At 43.4% G+C, this 19,228-nt stretch carries 17 protein-coding genes and 1 pseudogene; 12 read left to right on the top strand and 6 right to left on the bottom strand.

What is annotated here, in order from left to right; translation table 11 throughout:
- Positions 1 to 294: 294 nt before the first annotated feature.
- A complete protein-coding gene (locus H6G26_RS15670) occupies positions 295 to 588 on the bottom strand; it encodes a hypothetical protein (protein ID WP_190730128.1) in 294 nt (97 codons plus the stop codon).
- Between the two features lie 184 nt (positions 589 to 772).
- On the opposite strand from H6G26_RS15670, the gene fbp reads away from it, so the two are divergent.
- The 12 genes and pseudogenes from fbp to pqqE all read left to right on the top strand — a co-directional run bounded on the left by fbp (position 773) and on the right by pqqE (position 13,106).
- Positions 773 to 1,822 carry a class 1 fructose-bisphosphatase gene (gene fbp, locus H6G26_RS15675; RefSeq protein WP_190730129.1) on the top strand — a complete coding sequence of 350 codons (1,050 nt, stop codon included), beginning with the start codon at positions 773 to 775 and terminating at the stop codon, positions 1,820 to 1,822.
- A gap of 336 nt (positions 1,823 to 2,158) precedes the next feature.
- Entirely contained in the window at positions 2,159 to 3,304 is a 1,146-nt protein-coding gene (gene tal, locus H6G26_RS15680; RefSeq protein ID WP_190730130.1) for a transaldolase, read from the top strand.
- A 176-nt stretch (positions 3,305 to 3,480) separates the two neighbouring features.
- The gene (gene zwf, locus H6G26_RS15685; protein ID WP_190730131.1) at positions 3,481 to 5,010 is read left to right on the top strand and encodes a glucose-6-phosphate dehydrogenase; all 1,530 of its coding nucleotides are present in this window, start codon (positions 3,481 to 3,483) and stop codon (positions 5,008 to 5,010) included.
- A 98-nt stretch (positions 5,011 to 5,108) separates the two neighbouring features.
- Positions 5,109 to 6,470: a glucose-6-phosphate dehydrogenase assembly protein OpcA gene (opcA, locus tag H6G26_RS15690; protein WP_190730132.1), complete on the top strand. Its 1,362-nt coding sequence runs from the start codon at positions 5,109 to 5,111 to the stop codon at positions 6,468 to 6,470.
- 248 nt (positions 6,471 to 6,718) lie between these two features.
- The gene (locus H6G26_RS15695; protein WP_190730133.1) at positions 6,719 to 6,952 is read left to right on the top strand and encodes a CopG family antitoxin; all 234 of its coding nucleotides are present in this window, start codon (positions 6,719 to 6,721) and stop codon (positions 6,950 to 6,952) included.
- 106 nt (positions 6,953 to 7,058) lie between these two features.
- The gene (locus H6G26_RS15700) at positions 7,059 to 8,441 is read left to right on the top strand and encodes a cobyrinate a,c-diamide synthase (protein WP_190730134.1); all 1,383 of its coding nucleotides are present in this window, start codon (positions 7,059 to 7,061) and stop codon (positions 8,439 to 8,441) included.
- Positions 8,442 to 8,693: 252 nt separating this feature from the next.
- Positions 8,694 to 8,892, top strand: a pseudogene (locus tag H6G26_RS41790) (transposase); the annotation flags it as partial.
- Between the two features lie 302 nt (positions 8,893 to 9,194).
- On the top strand, positions 9,195 to 9,383 hold the full coding sequence (gene pqqA, locus H6G26_RS15710) for a pyrroloquinoline quinone precursor peptide PqqA (protein WP_190730135.1): 189 nt from the start codon (positions 9,195 to 9,197) through the stop codon (positions 9,381 to 9,383).
- Between the two features lie 55 nt (positions 9,384 to 9,438).
- A complete protein-coding gene (pqqB, locus tag H6G26_RS15715; RefSeq protein ID WP_190730136.1) occupies positions 9,439 to 10,344 on the top strand; it encodes a pyrroloquinoline quinone biosynthesis protein PqqB in 906 nt (301 codons plus the stop codon).
- 141 nt (positions 10,345 to 10,485) lie between these two features.
- Positions 10,486 to 11,214 carry a pyrroloquinoline-quinone synthase PqqC gene (pqqC, locus tag H6G26_RS15720; RefSeq protein ID WP_190730137.1) on the top strand — a complete coding sequence of 243 codons (729 nt, stop codon included), beginning with the start codon at positions 10,486 to 10,488 and terminating at the stop codon, positions 11,212 to 11,214.
- 281 nt (positions 11,215 to 11,495) lie between these two features.
- On the top strand, positions 11,496 to 11,813 hold the full coding sequence (pqqD, locus tag H6G26_RS15725) for a pyrroloquinoline quinone biosynthesis peptide chaperone PqqD (protein WP_190730138.1): 318 nt from the start codon (positions 11,496 to 11,498) through the stop codon (positions 11,811 to 11,813).
- A 195-nt stretch (positions 11,814 to 12,008) separates the two neighbouring features.
- Complete coding sequence (gene pqqE, locus H6G26_RS15730; RefSeq protein WP_190730139.1) at positions 12,009 to 13,106, top strand: pyrroloquinoline quinone biosynthesis protein PqqE; 1,098 nt, start codon at positions 12,009 to 12,011, stop codon at positions 13,104 to 13,106.
- A gap of 320 nt (positions 13,107 to 13,426) precedes the next feature.
- Here pqqE and H6G26_RS15735 read toward each other — a convergent pair whose 3' ends face one another.
- The 5 genes from H6G26_RS15735 to H6G26_RS15755 form a co-directional block, all read right to left on the bottom strand.
- Entirely contained in the window at positions 13,427 to 13,867 is a 441-nt protein-coding gene (locus H6G26_RS15735) for a cyclic nucleotide-binding domain-containing protein (protein ID WP_190730140.1), read from the bottom strand.
- Between the two features lie 524 nt (positions 13,868 to 14,391).
- Entirely contained in the window at positions 14,392 to 16,800 is a 2,409-nt protein-coding gene (recJ, locus tag H6G26_RS15740) for a single-stranded-DNA-specific exonuclease RecJ (RefSeq protein WP_190730141.1), read from the bottom strand.
- A 2-nt stretch (positions 16,801 to 16,802) separates the two neighbouring features.
- A complete protein-coding gene (locus H6G26_RS15745) occupies positions 16,803 to 17,444 on the bottom strand; it encodes a GNAT family N-acetyltransferase (RefSeq protein ID WP_190730142.1) in 642 nt (213 codons plus the stop codon).
- Between the two features lie 50 nt (positions 17,445 to 17,494).
- Complete coding sequence (locus H6G26_RS15750; RefSeq protein ID WP_190730143.1) at positions 17,495 to 18,325, bottom strand: PD-(D/E)XK nuclease family protein; 831 nt, start codon at positions 18,323 to 18,325, stop codon at positions 17,495 to 17,497.
- A gap of 200 nt (positions 18,326 to 18,525) precedes the next feature.
- The gene (locus H6G26_RS15755; protein WP_190730144.1) at positions 18,526 to 18,765 is read right to left on the bottom strand and encodes a hypothetical protein; all 240 of its coding nucleotides are present in this window, start codon (positions 18,763 to 18,765) and stop codon (positions 18,526 to 18,528) included.
- Between the last annotated feature and the right edge of the window lie 463 nt (positions 18,766 to 19,228).

Below are 19,228 nucleotides of genomic sequence, written 5' to 3' on the forward strand. Positions count from 1 at the left end.
ATTCTCAGGCGGGATAGGCAGGTGCAACATATACAGCAGTTTTCTTTTGCATGAGGTACAAAGTCACTGGTTTTGAGGCAGGAGGCAGGAGGAAGAATAATTTGATTTGTGAATCCTTGGTTCTGCACCTCATTAGAGTTGTCGGGAAATAGTGACTAAAATCGCTGAAAGGCTTAGGGAGTCTGGGTTTCAATAATTTTGGTCAGAAATCAATAAAAAGCTTGCCACAAGCAGATTTCAAGGATTTTTGAGCTTATTACCCAACAAGTCTATTTAGTTGCAAAGTGCTGTAACTCACCTCAAATGCAGAAACTGTCCTGGCAACATCAGGACTGAAGTGGTTCCTGTTAACTCTGGAGTGGTTCCCGTTAAGTCGGAAGTGACTCCCGTTAAGTCGGAAGTGACTCCCGTTAACTCTGGAGTGGTTCCCGTTAAGTTGGAAGTGGCTCCCGTTAAGTCGGAAGCGGCTCCCGTTAAGTCGGAAGTAACTCCCGTCACAACTGATTTTATGTCCGCTTGATTACTTACTAAACCACAAGAACCCCAAAGAGCCAAAGCTACCCTTCGTCTCCCCTCTACGGTGTACACACAAGTCGAAGTAAACTACGTATCTGCGCTCTGAGTGCAGGAGCCACTGAAAATTCATTTCTTTAGTTTATCTAAAGTCGCATCTAAGTTATCAAATTACCTTTCTAAGATAGAAGCAGCAACTATAAGTTGCCATACACAACTAAAACCCAACTAACAGCTAGTGGCTGCGGAGAACGTAAAAATGGCTAAAGCGCCAGATTCTTTAGATTTATCTACCTACGATGCTACAGACAAATCCTTAGATCGTGATTGTACAACCTTATCGCGTCACGTCTTACAGCAACTTCAGAGTTTTTCGCCAGATGCACAAGATTTAAGTGCGCTGATGAATCGCATCGCCCTTGCAGGCAAACTAGTTGCTCGCCGCATGAGCCGCGCTGGTTTAATGGAAGGCGTTCTCGGGTTTACTGGGGAAGTTAATGTCCAAGGAGAATCCGTCAAAAAGATGGATGTTTATGCCAATGATGTATTTATCTCAGTTTTTAAGCAAAGCGGCTTAGTCTGTCGTCTAGCTTCTGAGGAAATGGAAAAACCCTACTATATCCCGGAAAATTGCCCCATTGGTCGCTATACCCTGCTGTATGACCCAATTGATGGCTCATCTAACACTGATAATAATCTCAGCTTAGGTTCTATTTTTGCTATTCGCCAACAAGAAGGAACTGATAGCGATGGTAAGGCAACTGACCTCCTGACCAACGGACGTAAGCAGCTTGCTGCTGGATACATCCTGTATGGTCCCTGCACGATGCTGGTTTATAGTATAGGTAAGGGCGTTCATTCTTTTGTGCTTGATCCTAGCTTAGGAGAATTTATTCTCACAGAAGAAAATATTCGGATTCCTAACCACGGCTCTGTTTACAGCGTGAACGAGGGGAACTTCTGGCAGTGGGAAGAATCGATTCGAGAATACATCCGCTACGTTCACCGCACAGAAGGCTACAGCGCTCGTTATAGCGGCGCAATGGTGAGCGACATCCACAGAATTTTAGTTCAAGGTGGCGTATTTCTCTACCCAGGCACAATTCAAAACCCAGAAGGGAAATTGCGCTTACTTTATGAAACCGCTCCTCTAGCCTTTTTGATTGAGCAAGCAGGTGGCCGTGCGACTACAGGACTAATGGATATATTGGATGTAGTACCGAAAAAACTACATCAGCGCACACCTTTAATTATTGGTAGCAAAGAAGATGTAGCGAAGGTGGAGTCTTTTATTCAAAACGGACACTAGTGTAAAAAGGCACGGTTTAAAAGAAAACAAAGCTTGTAAATAAAGCTTTTTAAACTTTTTCAATTGATAGTTACTTTTTGCCCTGCTGCACTAGAAGACGGTAACAAGAGGATCAAGGATGCGTCTAGCATTTGGCATTAATTAAAAGTTAATCATGGTGATTTAGGATTGGCAATGCAAAATAGCAGTTCTTGAAGATGTATTAAAGATTATCTCAGCTGGCCGATGCGATAAGTGGTTGGCAACGCCACAATTCAAAAGTAACCATCAATATTTGATGCGTTTTGCCAATTTACTTAGAAACATAACTATACAGGAGTGAAACAAATTAGAGCTATGTCTACCAATCATTTACTAGAAATTAACCAATACGGTCAAAGTATCTGGATGGATAACTTGAGCCGTGACATTATTCAATCAGGCGAACTCAAAGACATGGTTGAAAACCAAGGTATCTCTGGTATTACCTCTAACCCTGCTATCTTTGAAAAAGCGATCGCAGGTAATGTAATTTATGATGCCGATATTGAAGCCGCAGTTCGCGCTAACTTACCCACAGACAAAATTTACGAATCGCTAGTTTTTGCAGATATCCGTTATGCCTGTGATATTTTACGCCCTGTTTATGAAGCCTCGAATAGACTAGATGGTTATGTGAGTATTGAAGTCCCACCAACTATCGCCCATGATACTGAAGCAACAATAACCGAAGCCCGGCGCTATTTCCAAGAGATTGGTCGAGAAAATCTGATGATTAAAATTCCCGGTACAAAACCTGGTTTACCAGCAGTAGAGCAGGTAATAGCCGAAGGGATGAATGTTAATATCACGTTGCTGTTTTCTGTAGAAAGCTACGTAAACACAGCTTGGGCTTATATTCGTGGCTTAGAAAAACGGCTGGCTGAGGGCAAGGACATCAGTAAAATTGCTTCAGTCGCTAGCTTCTTCCTCAGTCGGATTGATAGCAACGTTGACGGCAAAATTGATGCTAAGTTGAAAAAAGGCGTTGATGATATTTCTGTGGAAGCAAAGCTAAGAGCTGTTAAAGGGAAAGTAGCGATCGCTAACGCCAAGATTGCGTACCAAGAATACAAGAAAATTATTGAGAGCGATCGCTGGAAAGCCTTAACAGAAAAAGGGGCTACAGTACAACGGCTACTTTGGGCTAGTACTAGCACCAAAGACCCCCACTACAACGACGTGATGTATATCGAAGAGTTGATTGGGCGAGATACCGTTAACACCGTACCCCCAGCGACCATTAAAGCTTGTGCCGATCATTGTAACGTAAGCGATCGCTTAGAAACAGATGTAGATAATGCTTACACGCTGATCGAAAACCTCAAAGATCCCGACATCAACGTTGATCTTAATGCCGTAATGGATGAACTGTTAGATGAAGGTATTGACAAGTTCATTCAGCCCTTCCAGTCCTTGATGAACTCTTTAGAAGAGAAGATCAAGGTATTGTCACCAGTGTAAGGGCTGGGGAGTGGGGAGTGGGCAGTGGGGAGTAGGGAGTGAGGGAGATGAGGAAGACAAGGGGAATAGCCAATTCCCCATGCCCAATCCCCCATGCCCAATCCCCCATGCCCCATGCTCAATTCTCCATTCCCCATACCTAATCCAAAACCCCTAATCCAAAATCCAAAATTCCTATGGTTAGTCTGCTAGAAAATCCCTTGCGCGTTGGTCTGCAACAACAAGGGATGCCCGAACCCCAGATTATAGTTATCTTTGGCGCTTCTGGTGATCTCACCTGGCGCAAACTAGTGCCAGCACTTTACAAATTGCGGCGAGAACGGCGTATACCGCCAGAAACTACTATTGTCGGCGTAGCACGACGAGAATGGAGCCATGAATACTTCCGTGAACAAATGCAGAAGGGCATGGAAGAGGCACATCCTGATGTCGATTTAGGGGAACTTTGGCAAGACTTCTCTCAAGGTCTGTTCTACAGTCCTGGTGATATAGACAACCCCGAAAGCTACCAGAAACTAAAAACCTTATTGAGTGAATTAGACGAAAAACGGGGCACGCGAGGTAATCGCATGTTCTACCTCTCAGTAGCCCCCTCATTCTTTCCCGAAGCGATTAAGCAGCTAGGAAGCGGCGGGATGCTAGAAGATCCCTACAAACATCGTCTAGTAGTTGAAAAACCCTTTGGTCGGGACTTGGCTTCTGCCCAAAGTCTTAACCAAGTGGTGCAGAAATATTGCAAAGAAAACCAAGTATACCGCATTGACCACTACTTAGGTAAAGAAACAGTCCAGAATTTGCTGGTGTTTCGCTTTGCCAATGCAATTTTTGAACCCTTGTGGAATCGTCAATTTGTTGACCACGTACAAATTACCGTGGCAGAAACCGTGGGAGTGGAAGACCGGGCTGGCTACTATGAAAGTGCCGGCGCACTGCGGGATATGTTGCAAAATCACCTCATGCAACTTTACTGTCTAACGGCGATGGAAGCACCCAACGCAATGGATGCCGATAGCATTCGTACAGAAAAAGTGAAGGTACTCCAAGCTACTCGTTTAGCTGATGTTCACAATCTGTCGCGGTCAGCAGTCCGTGGTCAATACAGTGCTGGCTGGATGAAGGGTCAAGCAGTGCCAGGGTATCGAACAGAACCAGGCGTTGACCCCAACTCCAGCACACCCACCTATGTAGCGATGAAGTTTTTGGTGGATAACTGGCGCTGGAAAGGTGTTCCATTCTACTTGCGGACTGGAAAGCGGATGCCGAAAAAAGTGAGTGAGATTGCCATTCACTTCCGCGAAGTTCCATCTCGGATGTTCCAATCGGCTGCCCAACAGACAAACGCCAATATTTTGACGATGCGGATTCAGCCAAATGAAGGGATTTCCCTGCGTTTTGATGTCAAAATGCCGGGGGCAGAATTCCGCACCCGTTCCGTTGACATGGACTTTAGTTATGGTTCCTTTGGCATCCAAGCAACATCCGATGCCTACGATCGCCTATTCCTTGATTGTATGATGGGTGATCAAACATTATTTACACGGGCGGATGAAGTAGAAGCAGCTTGGCAGGTAGTAACACCAGCCCTTTCCGTTTGGGATGCACCCGCCGATCCTACTACTATTCCTCAGTACGAAGCCGGTACTTGGGAACCAGCAGAAGCAGAACTCTTAATTAACCAGGATGGCCGTCGCTGGCGCAGACTCTAAATATTAGTCATTAGTCATTAGTCACTAGTAAAAACAAATAACGAATGACAAATGACGAATGACAAATGACAAATGACAAATGACAACTCAAAACTACTATGGTTCTCCAAGCTTCTACAATTTTTTCACTCCAGGCACCGAAAGATATTTCGCTTAACGAAATAGATGCCGAACTCAATCAAATTTGGCAAAGTTACGGCATTACTGGCGAGGACGGTGGACTTCCTAGTGCTACTAGGGCAACGACATTTACTTTAGTGGTCTACGAACCAGAAGAAACTCAGTATTTGTTGGCTGCTTTGGGATTTTACAACGGCCCAATTGATGGGATTTTGGGGCCACAGATGGTGGCAGCATTGCGGGAAGTGCAAAAGAAATATAAACTCCCAGAAACTGGAACAGCAACACCAGAAACTCTGACTGTATTACGAGAAGAATTCGCTAAAGGTCAGCGAGGTGGTTCTGGAGGAGAACATCCTGCTGCTGGGTTAAGTAGCGGTAGCCCCAGAATTGCCGATGAAATCGCTCTCCGCAACCCCTGCCGCATCATTGCGCTATTTCCCATTGCTGGTGAAGATGAAGGGGTTAAAGCTCAAGTTTCTGCCTACTGCCCCATCCAAAAGCAATCTTCAAGCACACTTATTTGCTGCGAATACATCACTCTCAGTGGTACTGCTGCTGCTTTAGAACGCATCGGTGGTATGATTCCGGCATTGTTGATTGGCGGCTTGCCGAAGTTTCTCTGGTGGAAGGCAACACCAGACCCTAACAACAGTCTATTTAAGCGCCTAGCAGCAATCTGCAATAATGTTATTGTAGATTCTTGCAACTTTAACGAGCCAGAAAGTGATTTACTACACCTACAAGAGTTGGTAGAAACGGGTGTGCCTTTAGCTGACTTAAACTGGCGTCGCCTCGCATCATGGCAGGAATTGACAGCTGAGGCTTACGACTCACCTAAGCGTCGCGCCGCCCTCAAAGAAATTGACCGCGTTACGATTGATTACGAAAAAGGCAACCCTGCCCAAGCTTTGCTGTTTTTGGGTTGGCTGGCAAGTCGGTTGCAATGGCAGCCAGTTTTTTATGAAAAGGAAAGCGGTGATTACGACATCACTCGCATCCGTTTTATTGCTCAAGAGCAGCGACAAGTAGAAGCAGAGTTAGCAGGAGTTCCAGTTGCTGATGTAGGCGATATTGTTGGTGATTTGATTGCCCTGCGCCTCAGCTCGACAAATTCCCAGGCAGACTGTGGTACAGTTATCTGCTCAGAAACTGGTGGTTGTATGCGGATGGAAACCCACGGTGGCGCTCAATCTGCCGGTCTGTTTCAACAGGTGACTTCACTTTCGGAACAAAAGGCAGAAGCTTTGCTGAGTCAGCAGGTGCAACGCTGGGGCCGCGAGTCACTTTTTGAAGAAAGCCTCGGAGTGACAGCGAATATTTTCAAATCGGCGAATTAATTCAGTCCTAACCCTCTTACCCCCTTCCCGATGCGGGAAGGGGGGAATTTTTTTAATTACTAAAGTGAATGGCAAGGAAAATTTAATTTATAAAATAGTGAAGATTGTTGATTAAAATATTTTGTATCTTTCTTAAAAAGAATTATGGAGTTTGAATTTGATGCTAACAAAAGTGCAACTAATAAAACTAAACATGGCATTGATTTTATTGAAGCACAGAAACTCTCGTGCTGAAGAGGTAAATATTTATGAAAGCTGAAGAATTTGATGCTAAGTTCGATAATGGAGAAGATATTACTGAGTTTATAGACTTATCTAACGCACATCGCCCACGCTATGAGCAAAAAAGAGTTAATATTAACTTTCCCCTTTGGATGATTGAAGCCTTAGAACATGAAGCCAAGCGTTTAGGAGTGACATCTGATTCTATTATTAAATTATGGCTGGCTGAACGTCTTGATAGAAAAATCATTACTGATTAGCATAAAAGCAATGATTTTCATAAAATAAATATTTTTGTTTGACTTTGATTTAATTTAATCTTACTAAGATAGTCGACTATTTAGTTTAACCAATTAACAATTATCCATGTCTGTAATCATTGCTGGAGAACGTAGTGGGGTGGGCAAGACAACAGTTACGCTCACCCTTTTAGCATCTTTACGTCGTCGCGATCGCCTGGTGCAATCTTTCAAGGTAGGCCCAGACTACATTGATCCGATGTTTCATCAACACGTAACTGGTCGTCCTTGTCGCAATTTAGACCCAGTGTTGACTTCCGAAGCCTACGTTCAGCAATGTTTTGCCCGTCATAGTCAACTGAGCGAATATGCCCTAGTAGAAGGGGTGATGGGGTTATTTGATGGAATTGGGCATGGGCAAGAAAAGCAAAAATCAACAGACTTTGCGAGTACAGCACACATCGCACGGCTTTTAGATTTACCTGTGGTGTTGGTGATTGATTGTAGTCGTTTATCTGGTTCTGTCGCTGCGATCGCTCACGGCTATCAATCTTTTGATCCCCGAATTAAAATAGCTGGGGTAGTATTAAATCGCGTAGGGAGCGATCGCCATCTCTCTCTACTAAAAGATTCTCTACAACCCTTGCAATTACCGATTCTCGGCGTACTGCGCCGTCAAGATAACATCACAATTCCCGATCGCCATTTGGGTTTAGTACCTACAGCAGAACTTCCCGAACTCAATGCTTTAATTAATCGCCTCGCTGATTTAGGAGATACCTGTTTCGATTGGCAACACTTATTACCTTTATTAAAATCAAAACCACTTCCCACCTTTGTCCCATCCTCTTTATCCACCTCATTCCCAGTTAGGATTGCAATAGCCCGCGATCGCGCTTTTAATTTTTACTACCAAGACAATCTCGATTTGCTGCAACAACTTGGCGCAGAACTGGTTTTCTGGAGTCCTTTAGAAGATGCTGCAATACCAAAAGATGTGCAGGGAATGTATTTTGGCGGTGGTTTCCCGGAAGTTTTTGCCCAGCAACTAGCAGAAAATACCAGCGTTCGTGATGCAGTGAAAACAGCAATTCTTAGAGGAATGCCGACAGTTGCCGAATGCGGAGGATTGATGTATTTATGTGAGCAAATCATCAATTTTGAGGGTAAATCTTGGTCGATGGCAGGAGTTTTACCGACATCTGCTGTAATGGGTGGGCGTTTAACTTTGGGCTATCGTCGTGCAGTAGCTTTGCAAGATAATTTGTTAGTGAAGGCAGGTACAACTGTTTATGGACATGAGTTTCATCGTTCCCATTTAACCTTAACTCCCACTCAGCCCCTATTTGAAACTTCTCGCTACGATTGCGACGAAAATATGGGATGTGAAGGATGGGGTTTACCTGCAAATGTTCATGCTTCTTATGTTCATTTACACTGGGGAGAAAGTAGAGAAATTCCCCAACAGTTTCTTAAAAAATGTCGGAAATTAGCGTCTATAGAAACGTAGATTTAAATATGCCTAGAACCCAGTAGGGTGAATTAAAAACTATCAAAACCTGAGTTCGGGATAATGCGACAGATGGGTAGGGGCACAACATTGTTGTGCCCTTACAAATAATTGATGTGTCGCAAACATTATTTGAATCAAGTGAAACAATATTGGAGTGATGCGTTTCCCAGTTATCAAAGATTTATAGAGTGGATACCATCAACATTGATACCTTTATGCGTGTATCTGAAGCATTATTTTGGAACTTGTACGGGTATCGGTTTTATCGATTCAACGTGCTTGAAAGTCTGCTATAATCGACGAATTTCGCGCCACCCTTGTGTTCAAAGGTTTAGCCAATCGTGGCAAAATTTCCGTGGATTGGTTTTTTGGTTTCAAGTTGCATCTTGTCGTCAATGAATTTGGTCAACTCTTCAATGTGATTCTAACTTCCGGTAATATTGATGATCGTCAGCCCGTAGAGGATTTGCTGAGTAGTCTGTCTGGCAAAATCTTCGCTGGCTGATAAAGGTTCGGTAAGAGCGATGCCTACGGCGGCAAGCTACGCAAAGCTTGTGAGAAATCCGGGTGTTACGTATAATGAAAAATAAGAAAAGAACAGTAAAAATACTGTATATTTCTTGTCTAGCACAGTTTAGCCTAAAGCAAAGATATTTTGAGCCAGCAAATAAGACAAATAGTAATTAAAATTACCAGAATTAATTGCAGGCCAAATAAAAAAGTGAACATTGATTTCAATAGGAGCCAATAATGATTCGGGAAACAAACAATCACTCTATGCAACAAGAAAGCAATAGCTCAAAATTAAGTGAGGATGTCTCTGCTAGAAGCTCATTTCATCCTCCAAATATTAAGTCAGCAATTGATTGGGAAAAACCAGATTTTGATGAACTTGACTTGTGTATGGAAATTACCACATACATTCTCAATGAGCAATAATTGTAGATACTAAGTTTAATTGCTGAATTAAAACCTCTACCTGCTTTCTGTTTTTATGTTCCTAAAAATTCTTGGTACTGCCGCAGGTGGTGGTTTTCCCCAATGGAATTGTAACTGTCCCAATTGCCAAGCAGTCCGCACAAATTGTGTAGGTGTAAATTGGCTGAACCAGTCATCAATTGCAGTGAGGAAAAACAATCAGCCCTGGTTTTTGGTCAATGCCTCTCCAGATGTACGTCCGCAGTTGGAGAAATTGCGGGAAGGACAACCGTCTACAATTCGGTCAAGCCCGATCGCAGGTGTCTTGTTAACTGATGCAGAGATTGACCATACCACTGGCCTCATTATCCTTAGAGAATCTACAGAAAAGCTGCGCGTCTACGGTACAGAAACAGTACGTAAGGCTCTGACAGAGGGTTATCCCCTGCTATCTACGTTAGCAAGCTATTGTGGTGTGGAATGGTCTGTACTTGAACCTCATGTACCTATAAACTTGGGGTTGAATGGAGCAGATGGTTTGGAAGTGGAAGTATTTCCATTAGCAGCCAAACCACCAAAATATATGCGCCACCAGACAAATTTAGATGGAATTTGGGTTATAGGTTTGACATTTCGCGATCGCACAACTGGCAAAGTTGCTACTTATGCTCCCGGTTTAGCTGAACTTGACGAAAAAATCTTAGAGCGGTTTGAGTCTAGTGACTGCATTTTAGTAGATGGCACTTGCTGGGAAAATGATGAGTTGTTGGCTTTAGGAATATCCAAGTTGCAAGCCCGAGATATGGGACACTTACCCCTTAACACTAGTTTAAAAAGCCTTGCTAATCTGAGCCGTCCTCGTAAAATTCTGGTTCACATCAACAACACTAACCCAATTCTTTTACCTGATTCAGAGGAGCGCAAAATTGTTGAAGCCGCAGGAATAGAAGTTGGTTACGATGGTCTGACCATCGAATTGTAATTTTGGCGTTGCTGAAATTAAGGGATGATTTAGCAACTGATAAAATTCTCCCCCTGCTCCCCTGCTTCCCCTGCCCCCCCTGCCTACCTAAATTCATCCCCCTGTTCTGCAACACCGTAATTTCGAGGTGCAAAAAAAAGCGTGTTGGAATTAGTTAAAGAACCTCTCCCGTGGACTCAGACAGAACTAGAGGCGGTATTGCGATCGCAACATCGCCGCTATCATCATCTGCATCCATTTCATACAAGAATGAACAGTGGTGATTTAACGCCAACAGAAGTAAGGCGCTGGGTAGCAAATAGATTTTACTATCAAAAAAGTATTCCCCTTAAAGATGCTGCTATCTTGTCAAACTGCCCTGATTTAGAAGTGCGGCGGGAATGGATTCAACGCATCATTGATCATGACGGTCAAGGTGAGGGCGAAGGTGGTATTGAGGCATGGTTAAAACTCGGTAAAGCTGTAGGATTGTCTCGTCAAGAACTCTTAGAAGACCAGCACGTACTGCCAGGAGTTCAATATGCAGTGGATGCCTACGTTAACTTTTGTCGCACTCGACCCTGGATTGAAGCAGTGGCTGCATCACTGACTGAACTGTTTGGCCCAGATGCAATTCGAGTCCGCTTAGTTGCATTAGAACAGCATTACCCGTGGATCGATCCTGCTGGATTTGACTACTTCCGGGCCCGTCTTCACCAAGCACCAAGAGATGCTCAATATGCCCTAAAGCAAGTCCTCAAACACTGTCGGACTCGTGATTCTCAAGAGAAAGCAGTACAGGCTTTAGTATTCAAGTGCAATTTATTGTGGAGCCAGTTAGAGGCGATTGAACAGGGCGATACTAGACCTCAAGAAGGGCATAGAGAATAAACCAATTCGCAATTCGCAATTCGCAATGACGCTCCTACGTCGCTAACGCTGCGCTAACGCAATTACGTTTTATCACAGGGTTTTAACCCCGTGACAAAACTTTTCGCCTTCAAAGGCGTTAGCGTAGCGGGACGAAGTTCGGTTTTAGACCCGATTGTTTTGATAAAATAAATAGGGGCATCAGCATTGGGTTCTGATTTTGCTAATTACGAATTACGTTAGCGTAGCGGTAGCGTTCGCGCAGCGTCTCGTAGAGAGGAACGAGCGTCATTACGAATTAAATGAGTACTATAGAAAATCATGCCCAACCGCGCCTAGTTCGTGGTGTGCGTTTACGCTGGGATAACCTGAGAAAACAGCATTGGCTCCTGGTTCCAGAAGGGGCACTAAAATTAAACTCCACAGCAGCAGCAATTCTAGCACTTTGTAACGGTGAGCGAACTCTGAATGCGATCGCAGTGGAGTTGGAGAAAGAGTACGAAGGCGAAAATATGCTAGAGGACGTGCGCCATCTGCTCTCTCGAATTAGTCAACGAGGACTATTAATTGTAGAAGGCAACAGCCAGGAGGCAGAAGTTAGTTTAGGAACTGACAAATAAAAAAATATCCAACTATCTCTTGTGGGGTAAGCGTCTTGCCATTAATGTCAAGTTAAGGCAGAAGCCCAAATGTCAAAGGTATGTTCATCGAATTCGGGCAGTCGTTTATTGAATTCGGGCAGTCGTTTATTGAATTCGGGCAGCCGTTTATTAAATTCGGGCAGTCGTTTATTATTTTTATTAAATTTTAATTTTATGACAATTGATAGACCTTTAAGCTTAATAGCAGAATTAACATATCGCTGCCCACTGCGTTGTCCGTACTGCTCCAACCCGCTTAATTATGGCGATAACGAGTATCGTCAAGAGCTTTCCACCGAGGATTGGTTGCGAGTGATTCAGCAAGCCTCGGACTTGGGTGTGTTGCAGCTTGGCTTGACCGGCGGCGAACCACTGCTACGAAAAGATATAGAATTACTTGTGGCAGCAGCAGCCAAAGCCGAACTATATACTACTTTGATTACTGCCGCTACACTGTTAACTCCAGAACGAGCTACACAGCTGCGTGATGCCGGACTCGATCACGTACAAATTAGTATCCAAGATAGTCGTGCTGCTGAGTCAGACTATATTGCTGGAACTCCCTCTTTTAAGCAAAAACTAGAGGCAGCAAGATTAGTAAAAGCTTTGGGTTTTCCGTTGACACTTAATTTTGTTCTGCATCGGCAAAACCTAGACAGGATTGATGAGATTTTAGAGCTGTGTGAGGTTTTAAAAGCAGACCGAGTTGAATTAGCGAACACTCAGTATTATGGCTGGGCATATCACAACCGTACTGTTTTACTACCCACCCGCCAGCAGTTAGAACGAGCAGATGCCGCAGTGGCATTAGCTAGAAAGCGCAATATCTGCCCAATGGGCATCTTATATGTGCTTCCAGACTATTATGAAGATTATCCCAAACCATGTATGGGTGGCTGGGGTCATCGAGCTTTAGTGATCGCTCCCAATGGCGATGTGTTACCTTGCCAAGCCGCCAGTTCAATTCCAGAACTAGAATTTGCTAACGTTCGTAACCATTCACTAGATTGGATTTGGTTTGAATCATCTGCTTTTAATCGCTTCCGGGGGACAGAATGGATGCCTGAACCTTGCCAAAGTTGCGATCGCCGCCATCTTGATTTTGGTGGTTGCCGTTGTCAAGCGTTACTTCTAACGAACAATGCTGCTGCGACTGATCCTGTCTGTCATCTGTCATCACACCATCACCTAATTACTACAGTTACAAAGCAGGCAAATCAGGAAAACTTGGATTCACCCCTACCTTTGGTTTATCGCTCCATGCAAATGTAATGGGCTTTACAAAGAAAGGCAGAGGGCAGAGGGCAGAAGGAAAGAAGTACTAATAAAAACTTTAGTTGTGGGTTATTGCCCACTAGTATAAAAAGATTTGTGTCGATAGCGCAGCGTATACCCTTCTCTACGAGAGGCTGCGCCCTAAGCGTAGCCATGCCGCAGGCTTTACGGGATGCTTCGCTTAGAGCGAGTCATGGAGCGTCGCGGAAAGTGCCACAAGACACAAGGTGTCCTTATTTCAATCCCACGTTTAAAAACGTGGGTTCCCTTCTGCCTTCTGCCTTCTGAATTTCGACTGTTCAAGATTGACTGGATTATTAACTCCGCAAAGAAGTCACATTCATATCATCATTCAACTTCCGAATCAGACGGGATAACTCACGAATGATATTCACCGCAATTTCAGGAGTTTCTTCGATCGCATCATAAAGTTGCTCTTGCGTCAGTTCTAAAAATTCGCAAGGTTCCAAAGTCGTTGCGCTAGCGGAACGAGGTTGAGTATCAAATACTGCCATCTCACCAAAGTATTTTCCCTGTTCCACCTCTGCAAGTTGTTTATTGCCGATGTGAACCTTAACTTTTCCTGACACAACAATATAGAGCGATCGCCCTTCTTCTCCCTGACGAAAGATGGTGTAATTAGCCGGAAATGACAATTCATTCATTACTGAAGTGAGCCGCACAATAAAATCATCCCGCAATTCCTTAAAAATTGGGACTCGCCGGACAAATAATAAACGGTCAACACTGGTTAGCATAATTACAACTTAAACATTAAGTATTACTTTCAGGAGGCAGAAGGTCGTTCGCGCAGCGTGTCGTAGACAAGGCAGGAGGCAGGAGGAACCCACGTTTAAAAACATGGGATTGAAGAAACAAGGACGCTTTGTATCTTGCGCTACGCGTCTCGATACAATTCTTTTTTTAAACTGGGCTTTAGACCCTGAAACTTTAGTTTTTATTAAACTCTTAGCCTTCTGCCTCCTGCCTCCTGCCCTCTGCCTTTCTTGTAAATTTTAAGACTTCAGCTAGAGCGCGATTAGTCATATTAACCGATGTTGAACACTAGCCGCTAAGAATATATCAAACCCAGCAATTTCTATTTAAGGAGGCAGGAGGACGTTCGCGCAGCGTGTCGTAGACAAGGCAGTTCTTGCTGGAGGTAATCCCCATAAATAAATTTAGGGGCTTTAAACCCTTGATTGCTGAGGGCAAAAAAATATATTTTCTTCCTCCTGCCTTCTGCCTTCTGCCCTCTGCCTTTCTTCGGTAATGACATTTTTTAAACCAAGTTATCATAGCTTGCGATCGCAACAATAGTAGATAAAGGCACTTCGGCAAAATACTGTTGCTGAAATTGTTCTTCTCGGACAGCAGCTAAAAATCTTGCCACTGCTGCATCGGCAACGTTTTCTGCACTATCGCTTGGATGCCAGGTAATTTGTAAATAATTATCTTCTCGTTTGACTGTGAACCCGAAAGATTTTAAAGCTTTGATGCCTACAAGTAAGGTTTGGTCACTAATGCCGATTTTCTCTAAAAGTTGGACGCGGGTAACTGGTTGATTAGTGCGGCTAAGATATTTGGCAATTCCAACAAGAGTTAGCCAAATTTGATTGGGAGATTGGTGGTTGGGTTTAGACCAAGCGAGCGCTAATTGTTGCTGATTGTAAAGCGATCGCCGCAACCACACGCGTAAATTATCCCAATTCGTGGGACAATCTTCAAGAATCAATGCTGTTAGTGGGGCGTTGAGCCTGTCTTGACTTGCGTTAGCGTAGCAGGTCGTAGCCTTTTCTGAGTGTTCTTGATTTCGCAAGTCTAAGATGAGTGGTGAATGCTGAGTGCTTAGTGCTGAGTTAACACTTGGACGCACGGCAATTAATCTGATTTCATAACGTTTTTTGAAGGTGTTGTAATCCAATTCTGCTATGCAATCACACCTTCCTAGGGGCAATTCATCTTTGTAGTGTCCCCACCATATACCAGGAAAGGCACTTCTGCCGGAATCATCTCGAATGTCAAACTCGGTTTTAATGTACTGTACCTTTTTCCCTTGCCAATCCTGCTGATTGCGATGCCAAGCATTTTCAAACCAGCAATTTTGAATTAGCAATTTCGGAACAGGATTACCCATTCCACAAGGTTCTAGCAGTTTCAGTTCTAAAAATAACTCTTTCCCTAAGTCTGCTACTGTTACCGTCAAGTCTGCTTGCACGGTTGGCGTTAGAGTTGTACTACCTAAAGATTGCCGTAACTGCTGATTAATCGCTGCTGTAAATAAAGGAATATTCTCCACCAACAAACTCAAACCTGCTGCAAAGGGATGTCCCCCAAAGCGATGTAACAGATGTGCTTGGTCTTTCACCAGTTGGTATAAATCGACAGAATTCACCGAACGGGCGGAACCACGGGCGAGGGGAGGGGATGAGGGGGATGAGGAAGTAAGATTTTCTCCCTCATCTCCCTTATCTCCCCCATCTCTTTCCGTACTTAACAAAATAGTCGGGCGACCTGTTTCTTGTGCTACCTGTCCAGCAACTAAGCCTAATACACCCGCAGGCCATTGGGCATCTTCTAGGACAATGACGCTGGTGGTTGATAAGTCTAATTGAGTAAGTTTCTGTGCTACTTGCGCTTGCACATCTTTTTGCAAAGATTTGCGGCGGGTGTTTGCGAGTTCTGTAACTTCGGCTAGTTCGTTACAACGTTTGGTATCCCGGCTAGTTAATAATTCAACGCAAAAACTTGCATCGCCTTGGATGCGGCTGACGGCGTTAATTCTTGGCCCCAAACCAAAGGAAATATCTGTGGGGCGATCGCCATTTTTTTGGCACAATTCTAATAATCGCCCCACCCCTGGACGGCGACGCGCTGCTGCTGGCTGTTGAAAATCTGCTTGCAGTCGTTGAATTCCCACCTGTGCCAAATAGCGACAATCTCCGCTTAACTGCACTAAGTCGGCAATTAATCCTACTGCTACTAAATCTAATAAATCCTCTAACGGATGTTTTGCAATATTCGGCAGACTTTGATATAATGCTTCAACTAATTTATAAGCAACCGCTACACCAGAAAGATTAAACAGCTGATGTTTCCTTGGCAAATAGCGGGGATTGATAATTGCTGCAACGGGTGGGCGTTCGGCGGGTAAGGTGTGATGGTCTGTAACTATTACATCTATACCTAGTTGTTTAGCATAGATAATTTCTTCAATGTTTGTGCTGCCTGTGTCGCAAGTAACAATTAATTTACAACCTTGTTTTGCTAGGTTATCAATCTCTTGATTATTAAGTCCGTGTGATTCTTTCAGGCGATTGGGAATGTAGTAAATTAACTGAGTATTTTGTTTGAAAAATTGCCCTAATCCATCCCAAAGTACAGATGTGGCGGTAATACCATCAGCATCAAAGTCTCCCCAGATGGCAATTTTTTCTTTGGTATTATATGCTTGTTGCAACCGTGCGATCGCTAAGTGCATTTCTTGCCCAAACTCAAACGGACTCGCTGGTTGATAAGCTTTATGGTTAATAAAAGCTGTTAATTGTTGATGATCCTTAATTCCCCGTTGCCACAACAATTGTGCTGCATACAGTCCACTTGATGCGGGTGTATGCTGTTTCACCGCTTGGATAAACCACTCTGGGGGGTGTTCGGTTGCTGCTATAGTCCACTGCTGTTGTTCTGGCATTGTTAAATCGGAGATTGATCCTCGGTTGTTTGAGATTCGTTCACTAGTGGATTGAGGATTACTTCATTAGCGACGCTATCGGATTTACGAGCGCGAATTGCTGGACGGGATCGCTTGTAACCTGCTCTTTCAGCTTTTTGATGTTCGTAATCAATCAATCTGCCATAATATTCATGCTTGCTTAGATTCATCGACAAGAAAATATGCTGGCGGATATTACCAAAACCTTTACGGTTAAAAAACTTTAATGCTGAAGTATTGGTTGGATCTGTGTCTACCAGCATGAATCGCGCTCCATCTTCAATCATTCGGGCGACCACTTTATCAACCAACTTATCTGCAACTCCCCGACGCTGGAACTTCGGGCTAACTCCTAGCCATAAAATGTAACCATAAGTCCAGGATGCTTTGGTGATGATGGTTCCCAAAATGAATCCTGCTAATTCTCCGTTTGTTTCGGCCACAAGACAGTATTCTGGATCGGTGTTGTAAAGTCCAATTACCTCCCATTCGTCCCAGGTGCGGTATAAATAAGGATATAAATCGCTGGTAAATAACCCTTCTCCCAAGTGGTAAATAGGAGCAATGTCATCAATTCCTAATTCGCGCACATAAATCGCTTCAGTTTCGTCAAAGCTTGACATAAATTTAGAAATTGTAATTTTATAGCCCTATTGGACTTGACAAACATCCTCTAATATATGGGGTTGAGTGAGACTTCTTGAATGTTGTCAAAATTTGGCAATGAGTCTTTCACTGCTTCTTCAGTAGTTTGTGTGCGTGGTTTACCGCCGTAGGCATCGCATCGTTTGGCAAACTGACAATAATCACAGGTTTTGCTACCCTCCACTACTTGAGGAAACTGCTGGTTATTTTGGTAATCTTCTAACCAACGCGTTAACTGACTTAATAGCTGATTAAGTTTGTTTGCTATTTGATTATGTTGAACAGTATTGTAATTAAATTTAATATTTTGCGGCTTCCCCTCAGATTGGACAAACCAGTAAGTCATGGAAATATTTTCTGGTAAATAGTCGCTAGTTTCTGCCAATACATACAGATAAAGCCGTGTTTGCCAGTTGGATTCTAACTTGCGTTTATTGGGTGGTTTCGGATAAGTTTTCCAGTCGAGAATTTGCGCTTGTTGGTTATCTGCAATCAATAAATCATAGACAACCGTTAGCAAATAATCTTGAACTTGCAGAGTGCGGTAGTGTTCACTCTCACGGAAAGTTTGATTATCAGATGCAGACGTTAAAATTTCTGGGGCTGCATCGGCAAAAGCTAGCATCCAGCTTTGCAGTTTAGCATCTGCTTGCAGGAAACTATCAATTGGCAAACCCATTTCTCGCTGCTGCATTAGCAAGTGAAAACGACTACCTAAAGTTTGCCGTTCTTCTTGTTCTGGATTTGAGGGCGAATTGAGTTTTTCTAGATAGGTATGTTGGAATTTACGCGGACAAGCTTCTAGTAAGTTGAGTTGTCCTTGAGACAGGCGCAGTAGTTGAGTAGGAGTTGACAGCATTCTTCTATTTTAGAAGTAAATTCTAGTCTGCAACTCACCGTTGGTAGGCTATCTGTAAAAAACAGATATTTTTTACCGCCTTCACAGATATAGCAGTTTTGGTTTGAATGCAGGGTACAACATTACTTGTACCCCTACGAGTAGTCTGTATTATATACAATTGAGAACTGTTATGGCTCTCATGTCTGCTATTTCAACTGTTAACTCCAAGACTCAATAATCATGGCGATCGCAAATAGACAGACTAAGGAAATTGCTATCCTTGCAACCCATATCCAGAGAATTTCGGATAAAAGTATCCCAACTATCATGTCAGCCCTAAAAGTCTGAGACACAACAAAGGCCACTGCAACGCCTAGCAGCGCTAGCAGAAAATACTTAAGTCCTTGGCAAAACCATCTGAACAGCAAATTATCGTTGTCTTTAAGACTGGGTTTCATAGTTTTTTTCCTGTTTTGAAAGTTCAATCTAGGTAGCAGGTAGTGCTTCCCCGACCACACTAAGGAAACAGCTAATACCCACAGCGTTGCTCCCACCAAGTCAAGCTAAACAACAGTCCTACTCAAGAGTTACAGTTGGAATGCTGCGGAATGTGGGCTTGATATTTGCAGATAATGAAAAATTAAGCTCCTTGAATTAATTGCCAAGGCAATCTTGATATTAAAATTAGGCGCTCAATGCCCGTAATCGCACATAATACACACTACGCGCATTGAACCCTCGCAATTCTCCTTTTTAAGAATCGAGGTTTTCTGCCTTTACTTATTACTCACAGGACTTACGCAAAATTATGAAATAAACCTATAGGAATCATATTTGATTTCTGAAAAATACTACGAGATAATACGGAGGTGTGTATCTGTCTAACAGCGAACAATGATAAACCAGCATATACAATCCGCG

Source organism: Nostoc sp. FACHB-888, from assembly GCF_014696655.1.
In the GTDB taxonomy this organism is placed as follows: domain Bacteria; phylum Cyanobacteriota; class Cyanobacteriia; order Cyanobacteriales; family Nostocaceae; genus Nostoc.